Source organism: Mesorhizobium oxytropidicola, from assembly GCF_056174625.1.
Map to the genome: position 1 here is coordinate 1,750,062 of NZ_CM149692.1, position 19,795 is coordinate 1,769,856.

Consider the following 19,795-nt stretch of genomic DNA (forward strand, 5'->3'; position numbering starts at 1 on the left):
CTCTCACGCTCTCTTAAGGACAGCAGGCTGTTTGCCGAAGAGCTGGCGAAAGACCGGGTAGATATCGGCGGGCGTGGCGATGCGGCTCATCTGGAAGTTCGACCATTTCAGGTCGATCGCGCTATAGGCACGCCATAGCGATGTCCCGTTTTCGGTCGTGCCGAAGATATGGGCTTCGCGCTTGTCGATAATCTCGACGTAGGCAAAATACTGGCACAGCCGCATGAGCTTCCCGTCGAGCAGGGCTATGCAGCGCTCGGAATCGGTGACGGAATTGTCTCCGTCGGAGGCCTGGGCGGCATAGATGTTCCACTCGCTGGGCGGATATCGCTGCCTGATGATGCGATGCATTTCCTCGAGCGCGGTGGAAACGATTGTACCGCCGCTTTGCGTGCAATTGAAGAACGTCTCCTCGTCAACCTCCTGCGCCTCGTGGGTATGGCGGATGAAGACGATCTCGATGCGATCATAGCGCCGTTTCAAGAACAGGTGCAGCAGCACGAAGAAGCGCTTGGCCAGATCCTTTTCGCGCTCGCCCATGGACCCGGACACATCCATCAGACAGAACATGACGGCATTGGCGTTCGGCACAGGCTGGGGATCGAAGCGGTTGAATCGGATGTCGACAGGATCGACAAAGGCAATTCGCCTGCGCCGCCGCTCCAACCGGTCAAGCTCCTGCCGCAATGCCGCAACGCGCTGGTGCGCCGCTGCGCTGGATGGCACCAACTCAAGCATGGCGATTTCCTCGAGGATCGCGTCCAACTCCTCCTGCTTAGGGCGCCTCAGCGCGATGCGCCGGCCGTGGCTGTTACGCATCGTGCGCCCAACATTGATGTTGGTCGGTGAACCGGTGGCGGCGAAGCCAGCCCGGCGCGGCTTGAAGGCAAGGATTTCCTTGAGGTTGAGCTTGACCATATCCGGGAGTTCGAGATCCTCGAAAAAAAGATCGAGCACCTCTTCGCGTGACAGCACGAAACGAAAGTCGTCTTCAGACGCCTTGTTTCCCGGGACGACGCCCCGGCGCCGACGCCCTGGCCGGGCTTGGGGATCAGGTCTCCAGGGGAGAAATGCCTATTGCCCGGCAGGATGTGCTGGCGCCTGCCGCCGTTCCTGGCGTTGTTGAAAGCCGGCTCGCCCGTGCCTCTTTCGGGCATGGGCACGGCGTGCTCGGCATCCACGTCTGCGATCCTGCCGATGCGGATCTGATCGCGAATGCTCCGCTTGAGCTCTTCCCGCGCGCGCCTGACGAAGCGCTGGCGATTGCCCAGGCTTTTGTCCTTCGGATTCAGGCGACGGTCGATAAAGATAGGCATGGAACCATTCGGGCTTTCTCAACCCGCCTTGTTCACGCGCATGTACCAGTCGACAAGCCGGCGCACCTGCCGCTCGGTGTAGCCGCGTTCCACCATGCGCTGCACGAATTCATTGTGCCGCTTTTCCGTGACGCTGTCCTGCTTGGAGCCGAAACTGATCACCGGCAAGAGGTCTTCGACCTGGCCGAACATGCGCTTCTCGATGACCTCGCGAAGTTTCTCATAACCTGTCCACGATGGGTTGCGGCCGTGGTTTCGCGCCCGGGCACGCAGCGTGAATTTGACCACTTCATTGCGGAAGTCCTTGGGATTGGCGATGCCGGCTGGTTTCTCGACCTGCGACAATTCCTTGTCCAATACCTCGCGATTGAGAATCTGGCCGTATCGGGATCCTTGTAGTCCTGATCCTCAATCCAGGCATCGGCATAGGCGATGTAACGGTCGAAGAGGTTCTGGCCATACTCGCTGTATGATTCCAGATAGGCCTTCTGGATTTCGTGGCCGATGAACTCGGCATAGCGCGTTGCCAGTTCCGACTTGATGAAGTCGAGATAGGCAGCTTCCGTTTCCTTTGGAAACTGCTCGCGCTTGATCGCCTCCTCCAGGATGTAGATCAGATGCACGGGATCGGCAGCCACCTCCTTGGTGTCGTAGTTGAATGTCTGCGACAGGATCTTGAAGGCGAAGCGTGTACTGACGCCGGTCATGCCTTCGTCGACGCCGGCGGTATCGCGATATTCCTGGACCGACTTCGCCTTGGGATCGACCTCCTTGAGGTTCTCGCCGTCATAGGCGCGCATCTTGGTGTAGAGCGGCGAATTGTCGTGCTCGGCAAGGCGGGTCGAGACCGTGAATCGGCTGAGAATGTCCAGCACTTCGGGTGCGCAGGGGCTGGTGGCCAAGTCGCTCTCGCGCAGCAGCTTTTCATAGATCTGCCTCTCTTCGGTGATCCGCAGGCAATACGGCACCTTGACCACGAGGATGCGGTCGAGAAAGGCCTCGTTGTTCCTGTTGTTCTTGAACTGTTGCCATTCCGATTCGTTGGAATGGGCAATGATGATGCCCTGATAGGGAAAGGCGCCGAAATTCTCGGTGCCGTTGTAGCTGCCTTCCTGGGTCGCCGTCAGCAACGGATGCAGGACCTTGATAGGCGCCTTGAACATCTCGACGAATTCGAGCAGGCCTTGCGTGGTCCGGTTCAGTCCGCCGCTGTAGGAATAGGCGTCCGGATCGGACTGGCTGAAATTTTCCAGTTGTCTGATGTCGACCTTGCCAACCAGGGCCGAGACATCCTGATTGTTCTCGTCGCCGGGCTCTGTCTTGGCAATGCCGATCTGGCGCAGCCGCGAAGGCATCAACTTGACCACGCTGAATTTGGAAATGTCGCCGGAAAGTTCGTCGAGCCGCTTGGCCGCCCATGGTGAGATGAGCCCGTTCAGCCGGCGTCGGGCTATGCCGTATTTATCCTCCAGCAGGTCGCCCATGCGATCGGGATGGAAAAGGCCAAGTGGCGATTCGAAAACCGGGCTGATCTGGTTACCGACCTTCAGCGTGTAGATCGGGCGCAGCTCCATCAATTTCTTCAGCCGTTCGGCCAGAGAGGATTTACCGCCGCCGACAGGGCCAAGGAGGTAGAGGATCTGCTTGCGCTCCTCGAGTCCCTGGGACGCGTAGCGGAAATACCCGGCGATGCGCTCGATCGTTTCCTCCATTCCGTAGAAGTCGGAGAAGGAGGGATAGATCTTAACGGTGCGGTTCGAGAAAATGCGGCCGAGCCGTTCATCCTTGCTGGTGTCGACCAGGTTCGGCTCGCCGATTGCCTCGACCATCCGTTCAGGCGCCGAGGCATACATTGATTTGTCCTCTCGGCAAGCAAGGAGATACTGCTGGAGGCTGATTTCTTCCTGGGCCGCGTTCGCATAAATCTCCGAAAACAGATCGAAGACGTCGGACTGATTCTCGCGCATGATACTTTGCCCTCAGAGCCGTTCTGGCTGCCGGCTGGCTCATCATATATTCAACTGCCGCAACGCATTAGGGTTCCTTCACATGAAGGAGAGCGTGCGCGTCTGTCATTGAGACCTGGGACACCCACCCATGTCACTGAAATTCCTGTCCAAATACTTAAGTGGTGATGGCCAGATGAGGCCGTCAAGGGGTAGATATTGATTTCGTGAGCTGAACGACAAGGGCAGTGCATTGATGCGGCCTGAATCGGCGTTGCGATCCGATGCGAGTTCAACGAAGCCCGGCTGATCCAGCCTCCTCTATAACGGACGAGTCCCTAAAGCTTGAGGTCCGCATCGATGGTCGATCGCCGAGGCAGACCGCTAAGCATTACCAATCCTTAACTGGACGCTCGCGGTGCCTGCGGGCACTGTTGGCTACACGGTCGGGAGACCACGATGATCGATCGACGAAGCTTCATTCTGGCCTCGGTGGCGGCGGTGCTGCCATTGGGAGCATCGGCCGCGTGGCGCGCGCGCCAACCCGCGCAAAAAACCTTCGACTACGGTCCGGCCAAGCTCGATGTCTACGCGCCCGATGGTGCGAAAAACCTGCCTGTCGTCTTCTTTGTCCATGGCGGGGCCTGGGAGTTCGGCAAGCGCAGCCAGGTGGGTGCCAAGCCGGCTTTCCTGCTCGCCAACGGCTTCTGCTTCGTCTCGATCGACTATCGCATGCTGCCGGAGGCCGATGTCGCGACCCAGGCCGGGGACGTGGAAAATGCCTATGCCTATGTCAGGGCCAACATTGCCGGGCATGGCGGCGACCCAAACCGCATTGTCGGCATGGGCCATTCGGCCGGTTGCCACCTGATTGCGTTAACCGGCATGCGCGGCGGGCTGCCCGGCGTCGCCGGGCTGCTGCTCGACGATACCAGGGCCTATGATCTTGCGGCACTTGAGAAAAATGGCGGCATGGTGCGGGCCTATGCAAGGGTATTTTCCGACCCTTCGCAATGGGCGGCACTGTCGCCGGCCAGCTTTGTCGATGGCCGCAAAGCATCCGCCGACTTTCATCGCCTATTCCGGGGCTTCAGGCCGTGGCGAGGATTCGAAAGCCTTTGCCGAGCGCCTTCGCGCCACCGGGACCAAAGTCACCCTGTTCGACGGCAGTGCCTATACGCACATGTCGATCAACCGCGATTTCGGCGAAGATGGTTATGCGCTGACCGCCGCAGCCCTGGCATTCCTGAAATCGACGGTCGGCTGATCCCCGCCGACTTCCGCTCGCCTATCCCTTTAACTGGATCATGCCAAAAGCGGCGGCGGGATATTGCCGTGCGGACATTCGTGAGTGCAATTGGTCCTCATGATTGGGAGAAAAATTGCATGAATGGCGCTGATGTCCTTTGTGATGTGCTGCTGGCCAATGATGTGACGGTCTGCTTCGCCAATCCCGGCACCTCCGAAATGCATTTCGTCGCCGCGCTCGACCGCAAGCCCGAGATGCGTTGCGTGCTCGGCCTGTTCGAGGGCGTGGTGACCGGTGCCGCCGACGGCTATGCGCGCATGACCGACCGCCCGGCCGCGACTTTGCTGCATACCGGCCCTGGCCTGGCCAATGGGCTGGCCAACATGCACAATGCCCGGCGTGCGTTCAGCCCGATGATCAACATCGTCGGCGACCATGCCTCCTACCACCTGCCGCTTGATGCGCCGCTCACCAGCGACATCGAAGGCCTGGCGGCGCCGATGTCCAACTGGGTTCGCCGCATCGCCGGGCCAGAAGATGTCCAGCCGGCCACGGAGGCGGCTTTCCGCGCCTCGCTCACACCTCCGGGCGTCACCACGCTGATCCTGCCCGCGGATGCGGCATGGGGCGGCGCTGCCCCGGCGTCGCCGGGCAAGGTCGTCCTTTCGCCGCCGCCGGGTGTCGACGTCGATGCCGTACGCGAGACCGCCGCGGCGATCCGTGCGGCTCCGGGGCGTGTCGGCATGATCGTTCGGGGGCGAGCCGCGCGGGCCGATGCGCTCGAGATCGCCGGCCAGATCTCGACGGCCTGCGATATCCGCCTGTTCAGCGAGGTCCTGATCGCCCGCATGCAACGCGGGCGCGGGCGTGTCGCGCCGGCCCGCATCCCCTATCCAATCGATGCGGCAACGGCGTTGCTGAGCGACATCGACGTGCTGGTACTGGTCGGCGGCAAGGAGCCGGTCGCCTTCTTCGCCTATCCGGAAAAACCGGGACGGCTCGTCCGCGATGACTGCCGGGTGCTGACGCTCGCCGCCCATGGTCAGGACCTGCATGCGGCGCTGGAGGCATTTCGCGATGAGCTCGGCGTCAAACCATCGCAGCGGACGGTGGTTGCGACCGCTTTCCCGGACGAAGCTGCGCCGAGCGGCAAGCTCACCGACGACGCCATCGCGCTGTCGGTGGCGCACAAGCTGCCGGACAATGCGATCGTCTGCGACGAGGCGGTCACCTCGGCCAGGCGTTTCTTCGCCCTGTCCGCCTTTGCCGCGCCGCATGACTACATGATGGGCACTGGCGGATCGATCGGCGGCGGCATTCCGATGGCGACCGGGGCGGCGATCGCCTGTCCCGACCGCAAGGTGATCAATCTGGAGGCCGATGGCAGTGGCATGTACACGGTGCAGGGGCTGTGGACACAGGCGCGGGAAAATCTCGACGTGGTGACGATCGTCTTTGCCAACCGCACCTACGCGATCCTGCATGGCGAGATGAAGAATGTCGGCGTCAATGCGATCGGCGAGAACGCCAGGCGCATGCTCGATCTCGACCATCCCGCGCTAGACTGGGTGTCGCTGGCCAAAGGCATGGGCGTGGAAGCGGCGCGGGCCGAGACATGCGAGCAGTTCGACGTGCTGCTGGACAGCGCCTTATCGCGGCGCGGGCCGTTCCTGATCGAAGCGGTGATCTGAAGGGGCCGCGAAAGGCTAGGGGCAGATCGGCCTACCAGCGGGTCTTCTCACCAGGCGCCGCCGGTTCGATCGCCAGCGCGTGCACGCCGGCTTTCAATTCGTCGGCGAGCAGTTCGTTGACGGCGCGGTGGCGGTCAATGCGGCTCATGCCCGCAAAGCTGGAAGAAACGAGGCGGACGCGAAAATGCGTCTCGCCGGTGCCGTCATAGGCGCCGTGATGGTCGGAGCCATGGTGGTGATGGCCGGCGTGGAGATGGCTTTCGTTGATGATGACCAGCCGCTCCGGCGAAAATGCCTTGTTGAGCTTGTCTTCCATGGTCGCCTGTATGGACATTGTCGTCTCCGTTCACCACATATGGCTGGCGCACCAGCGTGAAAACCGGAAATCGGTTCCACAGGGGCCGCTGCCGCGCAACTAAATCCGCTATTCGCCTGCTTTAAGCCGCGATTCAGCGGTTAGGGCGATGATCGCGAAAATGTCAATTCTTGTTTCGCATCTGCGAACGCCCCATAAATGGGTGAGATGAAGCCGTACCCCAAATATTTCGAGAAGATTCGCATCCGCCCGGAGAAGGATGCGGAGCTGAAGTCGCACTCGCCGATCTGCCAGTGGGACGGCTGCAAGGAGGCCGGTACCCATCGCGCGCCGGTCGGGCGGATGAAGGAGGGCGAGTATTTCCGCTTCTGCTTCGACCATGTGCGCGAGTACAACAAGGGCTTCAACTATTTTTCCGGCGTGCCGGACACCGAAGTCGCCCGTTTCCAGAAGGAAGCGATGACCGGCCACCGGCCGACCTGGAAGATGGGCGTCAATGGCGCCTCGACGCGTTCGTCGCCCGATATGGCGCAGATGCGCTCCGGCCGCGCCGGCTATTACAACCGCATGCGCGACCCGTTCGACCTCTTCAAGGGGCCGAAGGATCCGCGCGAGGCGCGCGAGCGCAAGGCCAAGCCGCTTGAGGCCAAGGCGCTGGAAACGCTTGGCCTTGATACAAAGGCGACTGGCAAGGATATCAAGGCGCGCTATAAGGAACTGGTGAAACGTCACCATCCGGATGCGAATGGTGGCGACAGAGGTTCGGAAGACCGGTTCCGCGATGTGCTGCAGGCCTATCGCGTGCTCAAACAGGCGGGCCTGTGCTGAGCGACCCTATGGTTTGTGTCGTTTTCCAACTTTCATAAGGTTGGAAAAGGCTTTAAGACCGCCCCCGAACAAAATCGATTGCCGGCGAAACGGGACGTTTCGCCCGTGGAGACGTTGAGAGATATGAACAAGGTCGATCGCGACATCGCCAACCTGCCCGACACGACGGTGTCGGTGAAGGAGAAATTCGGCTTCGACTCCAAGATGGTGGTGCCGGCCTATTCGGTGACATCAGAACATGTGCCTGACGTCGATCCGGACTATTTGTTCGACAAGGCGACGACGCTGGCGATCCTTGCCGGCTTTGCCTACAACCGCCGCGTCATGGTGTCGGGCTATCACGGCACCGGCAAGTCGACCCATATCGAACAGGTCGCCGCCCGCCTCAACTGGCCCTGCGTGCGCGTCAATCTCGACAGCCATGTCAGCCGTATCGATCTCGTCGGCAAGGACGCGATCGTGGTCAAGGACGGCTTGCAGATCACCGAATTCCGCGACGGCATCCTGCCCTGGGCCTACCAGCACAATGTCGCGCTCTGCTTCGACGAGTATGATGCCGGCCGTCCGGACGTGATGTTCGTCATCCAGCGCGTGCTGGAATCCTCGGGTCGGCTGACGCTGCTTGACCAGAGCCGGGTCATCCGTCCGCATCCGGCGTTCCGGCTGTTTTCGACCGCCAACACGGTCGGCCTCGGCGACACGACCGGCCTCTACCACGGCACGCAGCAGATCAACCAGGCGCAGATGGACCGCTGGTCGATCGTCACCACGCTGAATTACCTCCCGCACGACAATGAAGTGAACATCGTGCTGGCCAAGGCCAAGCACTATCGCGACAACAAGGGCAAGGACATCGTCAACAAGATGGTGCGCGTCGCCGACATGACGCGCTCGGCCTTCATCAATGGCGACCTGTCGACGGTGATGAGCCCGCGTACCGTCATCACCTGGGCCGAGAATGCCGAGATCTTCGGCAATATCGGCATGGCGTTCCGGCTGACCTTCCTCAACAAATGCGACGAACTGGAGCGTTCGGTGGTTGCCGAGTTCTACCAGCGCGCCTTCGGTGAGGATCTGCCCGAGAGCGCCGCCAACGTGGTGCTGGGCTAAGCATAGCCTCGATGGCGGGTCCGGGCGACAACACGCGCAACAAGTCGAAGACGGGGTCTGAAGCCGACAGCTTCAAGCGCGCCGTCACCGTCTGCATGCGCGCCATTGCCGGCGACAAGGACATGGAAGTCGGCTTCGCCAAGGATCGGCCGGCACTTGCCGGCAGCCGCGCGCGTTTGCCCGAATTGCCGAAAAAGGCATCGAAGACCGATATCGCGATCACCCGCGGCCTCGGTGATTCCATGGCGCTGAAGCGCGCCTGCCACGATGCGCGCATCCACACCAAGCTGGCGCCGGAAGGCAAGGCGGCCCGCGCCATCTATGACGCGGTCGAGCAGGCCCGCGTCGAGGCGATCGGCAGCCGCGCCATGCAAGGCGTCGCCGACAATATCGGCTCGATGCTGGAGGACAAATACGCCAAGGCCAATCTCGTCGACGTCAAGGACAAGGCCGACGCGCCGATCGAGGAAGCGCTGGCGCTGATGGTGCGCGAGAAGCTGACCGGGCGCCCGGTGCCCAAGAGCGGCGAGCGGCTCGTCGAGCTGTGGCGGCCCTGGGTCGAGGAAAAGGCCAAGGCCGACCTCGACGGGCTGTCGGCCAAGCTCGACGACCAGCAGGCCTTTGCCCGCGTCGTGCGCGAGATGCTCGCCTCCATGGAGATGGCCGAGGAACTCGGCGACGACCAGGAGACGGAAGACTCCGAGGACAATGACGACAACCAGCCGCAAGGCGAGGAGCAGAGCGAGGAGGGCGGCGAAGAGGATTCCGGCTCCGAGCAGTCGCAGTCCGAGGATGCCGAGGCGTCCGCCGATGACGAGCAATCCTCCGAGACGGAGGCCTCCGACGCCACAGCCGACGATCTGTCCGACGATGACGATGCGGATGCCGAGACGCCCGGCGAGGCTAGGCGCAACGACAATCCCTTCACCAATCTGCCGAAGGAAATCGACTACAAGGTTTTCACCACGGCTTTCGACGAGACGGTCGGTGCCGAGGAATTGTGCGAAGAGGAAGAGCTCGACCGGCTGCGCGCGTTTCTCGACAAGCAACTGGCCAATCTGTCCGGCGTCGTAGGACGGCTCGCCAATCGCCTGCAGCGCCGGCTGATGGCGCAGCAGAACCGCTCCTGGGATTTCGACCTGGAAGAGGGCTATCTCGACCCGGCGCGCCTGGTGCGCGTCGTCATCGATCCGATGCAGCCGCTGTCCTTCAAGCAGGAACGCGACACCAAATTCCGCGACACGGTGGTGACGCTGGTGCTCGATAATTCGGGCTCGATGCGCGGCCGGCCGATCACGGTCGCCGCCACCTGCGCCGACATTCTGGCCCGCACGCTGGAGCGCTGCGGCGTCTCGGTGGAGATCCTCGGCTTCACCACGCGCGCGTGGAAGGGTGGGCAGGCGCGTGAAAAATGGCTGAAGGACGGCAAGCCTCCGAACCCGGGCCGGCTCAACGATCTGCGCCACATCATCTACAAATCCGCCGATCATCCGTGGCGGCGGGCACGGCGCAATCTCGGCCTGATGATGCGCGAAGGCCTGCTCAAGGAAAACATCGACGGCGAGGCGCTGCTTTGGGCGCACAATCGCCTGATCGCCCGCCCTGAACAGCGCAAGATCCTGATGATGATCTCGGACGGCGCGCCGGTCGACGATTCGACGCTTTCGGTCAATCCGGGCAACTATCTCGAGCGCCATCTGCGCGCCGTCATTGAACTGATCGAGACGCGCTCGCCGGTGGAACTGCTGGCCATCGGCATCGGCCATGACGTTACGCGCTATTACAGGCGCGCCGTCACCATTGTCGATGCCGAGGAACTGGCCGGCGCCATGACCGAGCAACTGGCATCGCTGTTTGCCGAGGAAAGCGCACGCGACACGCGGCGCGGCGGCATGCGGCGCGCCGGATGATCTTTTCGCGCGGCGGCTTTCGGCAGACACTTTTCGCCGCCATCGCCCTGCTCGCCGGCACGGCGTCCGCGCCAGCCGGTGCGGCTGGCTCGGCCCCGGTTGAACCCATCGAGGTTTCGGCCCGCCCGATCACTGAATTCCGCATTGGCCGGACCGACAGGCAGTTCGGTTCGCTCGAATTCGTCGGCGGGCTGGAAATGACCTCGAAATCGCGCGACTTCGGCGCGCTGTCGGCTTTCCGGTTTCTGAAAGCGGGCAGCGATTTCATCGGCGTGGCTGACACCGGCTATTGGTTCTTCGGCACGGTGGCCCGCGATGCCGACAGGCGTCCCGTGGGCATCCAGAACTTCCGCATGCAGCAGATGGTCGACCAGAGCGGCCAGCCGATCGACGAGAAATGGGAAGTCGATGCCGAAGGCCTCGCGGTCAAGGATGGCATCGCCACGGTCGGTTTCGAGCGCAACCACCGCGTCGCCCAGTTCAAGATCGATCCGGCCAACATGAAAGGGCCATACCGGCAGCTGGATTTCCTGGTGCCGGCGCGGGAGTTGCGCCAGAATCGCGGCTTCGAGACCGTCACCCATGCCAATCCCAACGGCCAGCATACGGGCGGTCTGGTTGTGGTCTCGGAAAAGAGCCTCGACAAATCGGGCAACATCTATGCCGCCATCATCGAAGGGCCGCACAAAGGTGTCTTCACCGTCAAGCGCAACGGCGATTTCGACATCACCGATGGCGCCTTCCTGCCGGATGGCGACCTTTTGCTGCTGGAGCGCAGTTTCACCATGGCGGGTGGCCTCAAGATGCGGCTGCGGCGCATCTATGGCGAGAGTGTCGAGAAAGGCGCCGTCGCCGACGGGCCGGTGCTGCTGGACGCCGACATGGGCTACCAGATCGACAATATGGAAGGGCTCGACGTCTGGACCCGCGACGATGGCGCGGTGATGGTGTCGCTGGTCTCCGACGACAACCATTCGATCCTGCAGCGCAACCTCTATTTGGAATTTATCCTGCACCAGGATTGAGCGGCGCTCCAACTGCGAAGCTGAAGTTGAGCTTTCAACGGCGGGTTCGATTTGGGGCGGGTTCGATTTGGTCGGACGCCTTCCCTACTCCGTCGCTGCTTTGCAGCGCCGCGTCAATCAAACCGCTTGGCGCGGCAGAGGACACATAGGGGAGAACTGTTACCCATGTATAGGCTGGAGAGGCTCCGCTCGACGGAAGAGGGCGACCTTTCACAGATCCGCCTGATTGCTTGCTTGCCGCAGCTTAGGCGCTCGCCGCGTCGTGCCTAATTTGCGGCGACTTCGCGTTTGACGGACGCCTTCCCCCACTCCGTCGCTGCTTCGCAGCGCCACCTCTCCCCCCTCCGGAGGGAGAGGAAAGGTGCCAGCCGGCATAAGCTCGCGCCTTTCCTCTACCCCGTCGATCGGGCAGGGCTATCGCATATGAGCGATTGCCTGGATGAGATAGTCGTCATTCCAAGCGCATTTCTTGATGCGGTGGCTAATGGGGACTTTGTCGATGTCGGCGGCCTGAAGGATATTTCTGGCGATGCGGTTGATGAGGGCGGTGTTGGCGGGAGCGTTGTCCTTGCGGGCACGACTGAGGTCCTCGTGCAGATGAACGTCGAGCATCCAGTGCAGTGCGTTCTCGATCTGCCAATGGGCTCTGGTGAGGTCGATCGCCTGCTGTGGCGACAGCAGCGTTGAGGCCATGAACAGGCGCGTCAGCGGCTCGGCCTGATCGCGCCGGCTGGTGATGCGGATGAAGGCCTTGTGCCCCGGCATCATTGGTTCAGCCGCCACCACGACCTCTGCCTGCCGCCATTCGTTGCGGCCATGGCTGGTCTCGGTCCGCTCAGTGACGGCGGGAGTGGTCTGGGCCAGTTGTTGATTGGCCCGAGCCAACCAATGCCGGCGGTTTCCCTTGAGTGCGAGCAGATAGTCGCCGCCGCGCTGAATGATGGCCTTGGCCATGCGCGTGTGGCAGTGGAGGGCATCGGCCGTGACCAATCGGCCAGTAAGATCAATGAGTTCGACGACCTTGAGGGCAGCCTCGACCTCATTGTCTTCGTCGCCGGGCGAGACCCCGCCAAACACAGCCGCGTCTGGCTGGCAAAGGCCGACACCGTCAGGGGCGGGCTGGCCGCAAGGCCTTTCTCATAGGCCCGCCGCAGCGCCTTGCCATCAAGTGCGACCACACCCTGACGTGCCTGGGCAAAGCCTGCGGCAAAGGCGGCGAACGCCCGTCCGAAGGCCTCCGGATCGAGCAGGCGCAACAGCCGCGAGAAGGTGTCGTGGCTAGGCGCCTCCTCATAGTCGATCAAGCGCGACAGCGCCTGTTTGCGCTCTTGCGCGAACAACGAAAACTCCGTTGCGCTGGTCGCGCCACACAGGCTCGCAGCGATCATCATCACGATCAGGTCGCCAAGCCGATGTGTGGCGTTGGCCGCGCGCGGATCAGGCACCGTACCGAAATAGCTCTCAAGGCTGGTAATGGCAGTCACTCCTCGCTGGACTGCCTTCCCAAGAATCCCTTCTCAAACCAACTTCAAGCCCAAAATCGCCATATGCGATTCCCCTGGTCGATCGGGGGAGAGGTGGCTCGGCGAAGCCGAGATGGAGTGGGGGTCGACTGCCCGTCACCCGATTGACGCTCGGCAAAACACTTTAGTCTAGACTTGACAATTGGCGTCGCTGGCGCAATACTCAAGTCCATGCTTGACTATTCCAAGATCGACAGCATCCTGCGCGCGCTCGCCGAGCCAACCCGCCGCCAGATCCTGGAACGCTTGAGCCGTGGACCGGCCACCGTCAGCCAGCTGGCGGAGCCGTTCGGCATGACCTTTGCCGCCGTGCTGCAACATTTGCAGGTGCTGGAGGCCTGCGGACTGATCCGCAGCGAGAAGATCGGGCGGGTGCGCACCTGCCGGATCGAACCGGGCGGGCTCGCTCCGCTCGCCGACTGGATTGCGGAGCGCCGCATTCCGGCGGAACGCCACCCTCGACCGCCTTGGCGAGATTCTGGCCGAGACGGACCAATCATCCCCGAAAGTTCAAGACCAGGAAAAGGACGACCAGACATGAACCAGATCGCCCCCGTGAAAGACGAGCATTCCGTCATCCACTCCACATTCACCATCGAGCGCACCTACCCGCAGTCGCCGGATCGTGTCTTCCATGCCTTCGCCGACAAGGCGACGGTGCGGCGCTGGCGGGTCGAAGGCGATGGTTTCACTATCGCCGAATTCAGCTTCGATTTTCGGGTCGGAGGCGGCGAGGTGTCGCGCTTCAGCTATGGCGGCGGCCCGGAGGTCAGGCTCGACGCGCAGTTCCAGGACATCGTTCCGGACCAGCGCATCGTGTTTTCCTACCGGATGGCAATCGGGCCGCAGCCGATGTCGGCGTCACTGACCACGGTAGAGCTGATACCCTCGGGTGATGGCACAAGGCTAACCTATACCGAACAAGGTGCCTTCTTCGATGGAGTCGATTCCGCCAAGGGTCGGGAGGAGGGGACGCGCGGGCTGCTGGAGGCTCTTGCCGCGGAGCTCCAGAAGTCAAACTAGAACGAAACCGCCGGGGCTTCGGTCAGGACCGTGAGCCGTTGGTGGCGATCCAGATGACATGGCGCGCGCCGCGCTTGCCGTTGGCGCGCGTGTTGACCTCCTCGACCGCGAAGCCCGCCTGCTTCAGCCGCCGCGTGAAGCCGCTGTCCGGTCCCTGGGACCACACCGCCAGCACGCCGCCCGGCTTGAGGGCGGCGCGTGCGGCGCCGAGGCCTGCCAGGCTGTAGAGGGCGTCATTGCCCTTGTGGACGATGCCTTCGGGGCCATTGTCGACATCGAGCAGGATCGCGTCCCAGGCCGCAGGCCCGGACCGTATCAACTGGCCGACATCGGTCTCCTCTATGGTGACGCGGGGGTCGTCGAGGCAGCTGCCAAACACCTCCGCCATCGGGCCGCGTGCCCAGGCAACGACCGCCGGCACCAGTTCCGCGACAACGACGCCGGCATCGTTGCCGAGTTCGGCCAAGGCGGCGCGCAATGTAAAACCCATGCCAAGCCCGCCGATCAGGATTCTCGGCTGCCGATGGCCCGCAATCCTTTGGCAGGACAGTTTCGCCAGCGCTTGCTCGGAGCCGCTGAGGCGGCTGTTCATCAGCTCGTTGGTGCCGAGCATGATCGAGAATTCGCTGCCGCGCCGTTTCAGGCGAAGTTCTTGGGCACCATCCCCGGTCTTTGCCGAATCGAGCTGGACCCAGGGGATCATCGTCTAGACGGCCACCGCCGGCTGGCTCCAGCGGGCGGCGAGCAGCCGGTAGGGGATGAGCGCAACCACGGCGATGATCAGCTTCACCGAGAGGTCGCCCAGCGCCCAGGAAACCCAGCGCATGGCGTCGACGTGGAAGACACCCATCAGCGGTGCCGTCTCAAGCGCAAAGCCGTCGTTCGGGCCGGCAAAAGCGAAAGCGGCCGAGAAGGCGACGGTGAAGAACACCATGGTGTCGAACACCGATCCGACCAGAGTGCCGACGATCGGCGCCCGCCACCAGCTCTGCCGGCGCAGCCGGTTGAACACCGTCACGTCGAGCAGCTGCGCGGACAGGAACGCCGCTCCGGACGCCGCCGCGATTCGAACCAGCCGGTCGGCGGCGGTCTCGAATTCGATCAGGCCATGGCGAAACAGGAAGGGCGGCACGAGGATCGAACAGACCACCGCCGTCATGAAGCCGACAAAGACGATCCGGCGCGCCACGGCGGGGCCATATCGGCGGTTGGCGAGGTCGGTGACCAGGAAGGAGAAGGGATAGGTGAAAGCGCCCCAGGTGAGCAGGTCGGCCAGCGAGAGGCCACCGATCTGGCCCTGCATCGGGAACTGCACGAGAATGTTCGACGCCACGACGACAAGCGCCATGGCGGCCACGAAGGGCAGATATCGCGAGAAGGAAGTCATTTTTTTATCCTGGGTAATGGAACCAGCGGAGCATCATGCCCATCGGGCGGTGCTCGCTTCGTAGTTGAGCATCGGATGTCGAACCTTGCGGATCTATCCGATGCCCAAGGCCAACAAGAGGTTGGCCCGGGCGGTCCCCCGCCTTTATCCGATGTTACGCAGCGACCTGTTCGGCCAGCTTCTTGGCGATCTGCTTCTTCAAGAGACGCGCGCGCTGCGACAGTTCCTTGACGTCGGCCTTGGCCAGGAAAGCGTCGAGACCGCCGCGATGTTCGACCGAACGCAGCGCGTTGGCCGAAATGCGCAGGCGCACATTCTGGTTCAGCGCTTCCGAAATCAGCGTCACATTGACGAGGTTTGGCAGGAAGCGACGCTTGGTCTTGTTGTTGGCGTGGCTCACATTGTTGCCGGTCTGGACTGCCTTGGCAGTGAGTTCGCAGGTGCGGGACATAATTCTAACCTTCAATTCTCTCGGGACCTGCCAAACCTTTGTGCCCACGCCGGGTGGCGCGCGGTTCTGGTCAGGCGGCCTTATGGAAAAAGTTGGCGTTCCATAGTTGCATTTCGCCGGGGCGTCAAGCTCCGGCTTTGCCACGGAAGCGCCCGGCATTTCATATTAAGGCCGGATTTCATCCTATAAGCGGTCTCATAGGGACATGCCAGACCGGAGTCGCCCGCCTCCGGCCCAAAATCAAGGATCCGATCCCGCCATGCCTCGTTTGTCTCACGCGCTCGGTGCCGCGCTTGCCATCGCCTTGCCCTCCGCCGCGTCGGCTGCCTCGCCGCAGTCCTTCAAGGGCGAGTACACGGTGTCGTTCCTTGGTCTCTCGATCGCAAGATCGACCTTCTCCAGCCATTATGAGAATGGCGCCTACGCGATCGAAGGCAGCGTGTCCGCTGCAGGCCTCGCCAAGCTGTTCGACGACACGCGCGGCACCATTTCGTCCAAGGGCACGATTTCGGGCAAGAAGATGGTGCCGCAGGCATTCCGGGCCGATTACACGTCCGGCAAGAAGGCATCGGTGGTCGATATCCGCTTCACCAATGGCGCTGTGACCTCGACGCAGGTCATTCCGGCGCCGGAAAAGCGTGACCCCAACAATTGGGTGCCGATCGGTGCCGGCGACCTGGCATCGGTGCTCGATCCGATGGCCGCCACCGTCGTCCATGCCGACAGCCTCGACCAGGTCTGCGGCCGCAAGGTCAAGTTCTATGATGGCGAGATGCGCGCCGACCTGACGCTGACCTACGTTTCGAAAGGCACCATCTCGGTGCCGGGCTACAAGGGCGACACCATCACCTGCCGGATGGGCTTCGAGCCGGTGGCGGGCTATCGCAAAGGCCGCAAGGCGCTCAACTATCTCAAGAACAAAAGCCGCATGATGGTGACGTTTGCGCCGCTCGGCCAAACCGGAGTATATGCGCCGATCCACGCCACGGTGGGAACGCAGATCGGCACCTTGACCATCAGCGCCGGGCGTTTCGAAGCGGTACAATAGGGCACACCCCTGGGGACAGAACAGGGCGCGCCACGGGAGAGGACATGGCGCGCGCAACACTGATCGGTTTTTCGGCGGTCGCCATGTGGGCGCTTTTGGCGCTGCTCACCGATGCGTCGGGCAAGGTGCCGCCATTCCTTTTGTCGGCGATCACCTTCTCGATCGGCACTGGCGTCGGGCTTGTCGCGCGGCTGTTCATGCCGGCCGCCGACAAGAGCCAGAAGATTCCACCACAGGTCTGGCTGATCGGCATTGCTGGCCTGTTCGGCTACCATTTTTTCTATTTCACAGCGCTGCGCAACGCGCCGGCGGTGGAGGCCAGCCTGATCGCCTATCTGTGGCCGCTGCTGATCGTGCTCGGCTCGGCGCTGATGCCGGGCGAAAAACTGGCGTGGAACCATGTCGTCGGCGCGCTGCTCGGCCTGGCCGGCACCGTGCTGATCGTCACCAAGGGCGGCGGGCTGGCCTTCGACGCGCGCTACACGTTCGGCTATGCCATGGCTGCCGTCTGCGCGCTGCTGTGGTCGTCCTACTCGCTTTTGTCGCGGCGCTTTCCGTCGGTGCCGACCAGCATCGTCACCTGGTTTTGCGCGGCGACTGCCGTGCTGTCGCTCGTTTGCCATCTGGCGCTGGAGCAAACGGTGTTGCCTGAAGGCGTCGGCCAGTGGCTGGCGGTGCTTGGGCTTGGCCTGATGCCGGTGGGGGCGGCCTTCTATGCCTGGGACATCGGCGTCAAACGCGGCAACATCCAGGTGCTGGGCGCGGCAAGCTATGCGGCGCCGCTGTTGTCGACGCTGGTGCTGATCGCGGCCGGCGTCGCCGAGCCGTCGCTGCGCATCCTCGCCGCCTGCGTGCTCATCACTGGCGGTGCGGCCTTGGCGGCAAAATCGCTGTTCCTGCGCAAGCCGGCCGTCGCTGGGAGCCGAGCCGAGGCAGCCGAAAGCGGAGCCGGGGCATGACCATGCCGTTTGGCGGCGGCATCGACGCCAATGCCAATGCGACGCTGATCTTCTCGCTGGTTGCGGCGGTGATCTATGCTTTCACGCTCGGCATGCCGCAGAGCCTCGCCCGCTCCGCGGCAAAGACGCTTAGCGTCGCGATGCTTGCCGTGCTTTCGGCGCTGCAAGGCGGCCCGCTGCTGCTGGTCGTGGCCCTGGCGCTTAGCGCGGTGGGCGACGCCTTCCTGTCGCGCGACGGCGAAAAGGCGTTTCTCGGCGGGTTGGCGAGTTTTCTCGTCGCCCACATTGTCTACATCGCACTGTTCCTGCGCAGCGGTGGCGGGCTGGGATTGCTCGGCGCCGAATCCTGGCGCGGGGCCATCGCACTGGCACTGGCGGTGTTCGTGATCGTCATGCTCGCCGCGCTCTGGCGCCGCGTCGGCCCCAGCCTGCGTGTGCCGATCGCCTGTTATGTCGTGGCGATCCTGGCGATGGGCATGTCCGCTCTGACCACCAACAGCGCCTGGGTCATCGGCGGCGCCGTGCTGTTCATGGCATCGGACGGGCTGCTCGCCACTGAGAAGTTTCTGGTGGCGGCCATCTCGCCGCATCGCGCGTGGATGCGATTTGCGGTGTGGGTTTTGTACTACGCCGCCCAGTTCGCGATCACGCTGGGTTTCCTGCTGGGGTAGGCTGCCAGCCTGGCTCGGCCAGTTCGAAAGCGGCGAAATCGAAGCCCGGCGCGACCGTGCAGCCGACCAGCGTCCAGTCGCCCAGGCTGCGCGCCGATTGCCACCAGCCTGCCGGCACGACGATCTGCGGCCGTTCACCCGCCGCGAGCCCGATGCCGAGCACCTGCTCGATCACCGTTGACCCTTCTTCCCACATCGACAGCGCCAGCGGCGCGCCAGCATGGAAATGCCAGACCTCGGCGGCATCCTTGACGCGATGCCAAGCCGAGAGCTGGTGCTGTTCCAGCAGGAAATAGATGGCGGTCGAATGGCCGCGTGCACCGCCGGCTTCGTCGCGAAAGGTTTCCGTGTACCAGCCGCCTTCCGGATGCGGCTTCAATCCGAGTGTCGCAATGATTTCTGCTGAACTGGTCATCGGTCGAAGGCCTGCACGATGCTCAAAAATTGTCCTTGCGCTTGCGGATCTCGGCGAACACTTCGGCATCTCCAGCCTTTTCCATGCCGAGATGCTTGCGGATCGCCGGATCGTGCCAGCGCAGGAAGGGATTGGTCGACAATTCCTCGCCGATCGTCGTCGGCAGCGTCGGCTTGCTGTCGGCCCGCAGCGCCTCGATCCTGGCGGCGCGCTCCTTCAACGCCGAATTGGTCGGGTCGACGGTCAACGCGAAACGGGCGTTGGCGAGCGTGTATTCATGGCCGCAATAGATAGACGTCGCGGCGGGAAGGGCGGCAAGTTTCTTCAGTGATTCATACATCACCGGCGGCTTGCATTCGAACAGCCGCCCACAGCCCAGCGCGAACAGCGTGTCGGCAGTGAAAGCCACCTGCGACGCCGGCAGATGATAGGAAACGTGGCCGGCGGTGTGGCCGGGAGTGGCGATCACCTCGATCCGCTCGTCGCCGAGATGAAGGATGGAGCCTTCTTCTACGGTCTCGTCGATGCCGGGAATCTTGGCCTTTTCCGCCTCCGGGCCGACGATGCGCAGTTTGAAGCGCTTCTTCAGCGCCAGATTGGCCTCGACGTGGTCCATATGATGATGCGTGGTCAGGATCATCGTCGGCGTCCAGCCGGTGCGCTTGATCGCGGCCAGGATAGGCGCTTCCTCGGGTGCGTCGATGAGCGCGGTCTGCCCGCTTTTGCGGTCATGCACCAGCACGCCGAAATTATCGCTGCGGCACATGAACTGTTCGATTTCGACCGCCATCGTATCTCTCCATTTTGTCGCCGCAGACATAGGGCGCCAGAGGGCGGATGTCATCCCGGAGATGACAAGTGTCACTCCGGAGATGACAATGTCACTCCCGGAGATGATGAATGTCATCCGGGGATGTGTCGGCAACC

General features: G+C 62.7%; 14 protein-coding genes and 6 pseudogenes. 11 read left to right on the forward strand and 9 right to left on the reverse strand.

What is annotated here, in order from left to right; translation table 11 throughout:
- Nucleotides 1–3: 3 nt before the first annotated feature.
- Nucleotides 4–1,316 (reverse strand): annotated as a pseudogene (locus tag AC0V8S_RS08760) (YeaH/YhbH family protein).
- An 18-nt stretch (nt 1,317–1,334) separates the two neighbouring features.
- Nucleotides 1,335–3,283: pseudogene (locus tag AC0V8S_RS08765) on the reverse strand (PrkA family serine protein kinase).
- Nucleotides 3,284–3,721: 438 nt separating this feature from the next.
- On the opposite strand from AC0V8S_RS08765, the pseudogene AC0V8S_RS08770 reads away from it, so the two are divergent.
- A pseudogene (locus AC0V8S_RS08770) lies at nt 3,722–4,529 on the forward strand (alpha/beta hydrolase).
- 119 nt (nt 4,530–4,648) lie between these two features.
- On the forward strand, nt 4,649–6,202 hold the full coding sequence (locus tag AC0V8S_RS08775; RefSeq protein ID WP_183463564.1) for an acetolactate synthase large subunit: 1,554 nt from the start codon (nt 4,649–4,651) through the stop codon (nt 6,200–6,202).
- A gap of 31 nt (nt 6,203–6,233) precedes the next feature.
- Here AC0V8S_RS08775 and AC0V8S_RS08780 read toward each other — a convergent pair whose 3' ends face one another.
- Entirely contained in the window at nt 6,234–6,536 is a 303-nt protein-coding gene (locus AC0V8S_RS08780) for a BolA family protein (RefSeq protein ID WP_475437437.1), read from the reverse strand.
- A gap of 180 nt (nt 6,537–6,716) precedes the next feature.
- Here AC0V8S_RS08780 and AC0V8S_RS08785 point away from each other — a divergent pair, with 180 nt between their 5' ends.
- From AC0V8S_RS08785 to AC0V8S_RS08800, 4 genes are all read left to right on the forward strand, one after another.
- Nucleotides 6,717–7,346: a J domain-containing protein gene (locus AC0V8S_RS08785; RefSeq protein WP_095204007.1), complete on the forward strand. Its 630-nt coding sequence runs from the start codon at nt 6,717–6,719 to the stop codon at nt 7,344–7,346.
- Nucleotides 7,347–7,469: 123 nt separating this feature from the next.
- On the forward strand, nt 7,470–8,456 hold the full coding sequence (gene cobS / locus AC0V8S_RS08790; RefSeq protein ID WP_095204006.1) for a cobaltochelatase subunit CobS: 987 nt from the start codon (nt 7,470–7,472) through the stop codon (nt 8,454–8,456).
- An 11-nt stretch (nt 8,457–8,467) separates the two neighbouring features.
- Nucleotides 8,468–10,366: a cobaltochelatase subunit CobT gene (gene cobT, locus AC0V8S_RS08795; protein WP_183463562.1), complete on the forward strand. Its 1,899-nt coding sequence runs from the start codon at nt 8,468–8,470 to the stop codon at nt 10,364–10,366.
- Nucleotides 10,363–11,391 (forward strand): esterase-like activity of phytase family protein, encoded by a 1,029-nt coding sequence (locus tag AC0V8S_RS08800; protein WP_475437438.1) that lies wholly within the window; start codon nt 10,363–10,365, stop codon nt 11,389–11,391. Before cobT ends, AC0V8S_RS08800 begins: the two co-directional genes overlap by 4 nt.
- A gap of 414 nt (nt 11,392–11,805) precedes the next feature.
- Here the strand turns inward: AC0V8S_RS08800 and AC0V8S_RS08805 are convergent.
- A pseudogene (locus AC0V8S_RS08805) lies at nt 11,806–12,875 on the reverse strand (ISAs1 family transposase).
- A 210-nt stretch (nt 12,876–13,085) separates the two neighbouring features.
- On the opposite strand from AC0V8S_RS08805, the pseudogene AC0V8S_RS08810 reads away from it, so the two are divergent.
- Both AC0V8S_RS08810 and AC0V8S_RS08815 read left to right on the forward strand, forming a co-directional pair.
- Nucleotides 13,086–13,455, forward strand: a pseudogene (locus AC0V8S_RS08810) (ArsR/SmtB family transcription factor).
- Nucleotides 13,456–13,559: 104 nt separating this feature from the next.
- Nucleotides 13,560–13,937, forward strand: a pseudogene (locus tag AC0V8S_RS08815) (SRPBCC family protein); the annotation flags it as partial.
- Between the two features lie 22 nt (nt 13,938–13,959).
- Here AC0V8S_RS08815 and AC0V8S_RS08820 read toward each other — a convergent pair.
- The 3 genes from AC0V8S_RS08820 to rpmB all read right to left on the reverse strand — a co-directional run bounded on the left by AC0V8S_RS08820 (nt 13,960) and on the right by rpmB (nt 15,775).
- The gene (locus AC0V8S_RS08820; RefSeq protein WP_475437439.1) at nt 13,960–14,640 is read right to left on the reverse strand and encodes a hypothetical protein; all 681 of its coding nucleotides are present in this window, start codon (nt 14,638–14,640) and stop codon (nt 13,960–13,962) included.
- A gap of 3 nt (nt 14,641–14,643) precedes the next feature.
- Nucleotides 14,644–15,324, reverse strand: a complete 681-nt coding sequence (locus AC0V8S_RS08825; protein ID WP_183463549.1) for a queuosine precursor transporter — start codon at nt 15,322–15,324, stop codon at nt 14,644–14,646.
- A gap of 154 nt (nt 15,325–15,478) precedes the next feature.
- Nucleotides 15,479–15,775 (reverse strand): 50S ribosomal protein L28, encoded by a 297-nt coding sequence (rpmB, locus tag AC0V8S_RS08830; protein ID WP_010911765.1) that lies wholly within the window; start codon nt 15,773–15,775, stop codon nt 15,479–15,481.
- 259 nt (nt 15,776–16,034) lie between these two features.
- Here rpmB and AC0V8S_RS08835 point away from each other — a divergent pair, with 259 nt between their 5' ends.
- Genes AC0V8S_RS08835 through AC0V8S_RS08845 form a run of 3 tightly spaced genes read left to right on the forward strand, consistent with a single transcriptional unit; the run spans nt 16,035 to nt 18,453 of the window.
- Nucleotides 16,035–16,823 (forward strand): DUF3108 domain-containing protein, encoded by a 789-nt coding sequence (locus tag AC0V8S_RS08835; protein WP_183463547.1) that lies wholly within the window; start codon nt 16,035–16,037, stop codon nt 16,821–16,823.
- 44 nt (nt 16,824–16,867) lie between these two features.
- Nucleotides 16,868–17,782: an aromatic amino acid exporter YddG gene (gene yddG / locus AC0V8S_RS08840; protein ID WP_475437440.1), complete on the forward strand. Its 915-nt coding sequence runs from the start codon at nt 16,868–16,870 to the stop codon at nt 17,780–17,782.
- Entirely contained in the window at nt 17,779–18,453 is a 675-nt protein-coding gene (locus AC0V8S_RS08845; protein ID WP_183463545.1) for a lysoplasmalogenase family protein, read from the forward strand. The genes yddG and AC0V8S_RS08845 overlap by 4 nt, the downstream gene beginning before the upstream one ends.
- On the opposite strand, the gene AC0V8S_RS08850 is transcribed toward AC0V8S_RS08845, so the two are convergent.
- Nucleotides 18,428–18,868 (reverse strand): cupin domain-containing protein, encoded by a 441-nt coding sequence (locus tag AC0V8S_RS08850; RefSeq protein WP_095203997.1) that lies wholly within the window; start codon nt 18,866–18,868, stop codon nt 18,428–18,430. The two genes, AC0V8S_RS08845 and AC0V8S_RS08850, sit on opposite strands and share 26 nt — an antisense overlap.
- A gap of 22 nt (nt 18,869–18,890) precedes the next feature.
- The gene (gene gloB, locus AC0V8S_RS08855; protein ID WP_475437441.1) at nt 18,891–19,658 is read right to left on the reverse strand and encodes a hydroxyacylglutathione hydrolase; all 768 of its coding nucleotides are present in this window, start codon (nt 19,656–19,658) and stop codon (nt 18,891–18,893) included.
- Nucleotides 19,659–19,795: the final 137 nt, after the last annotated feature.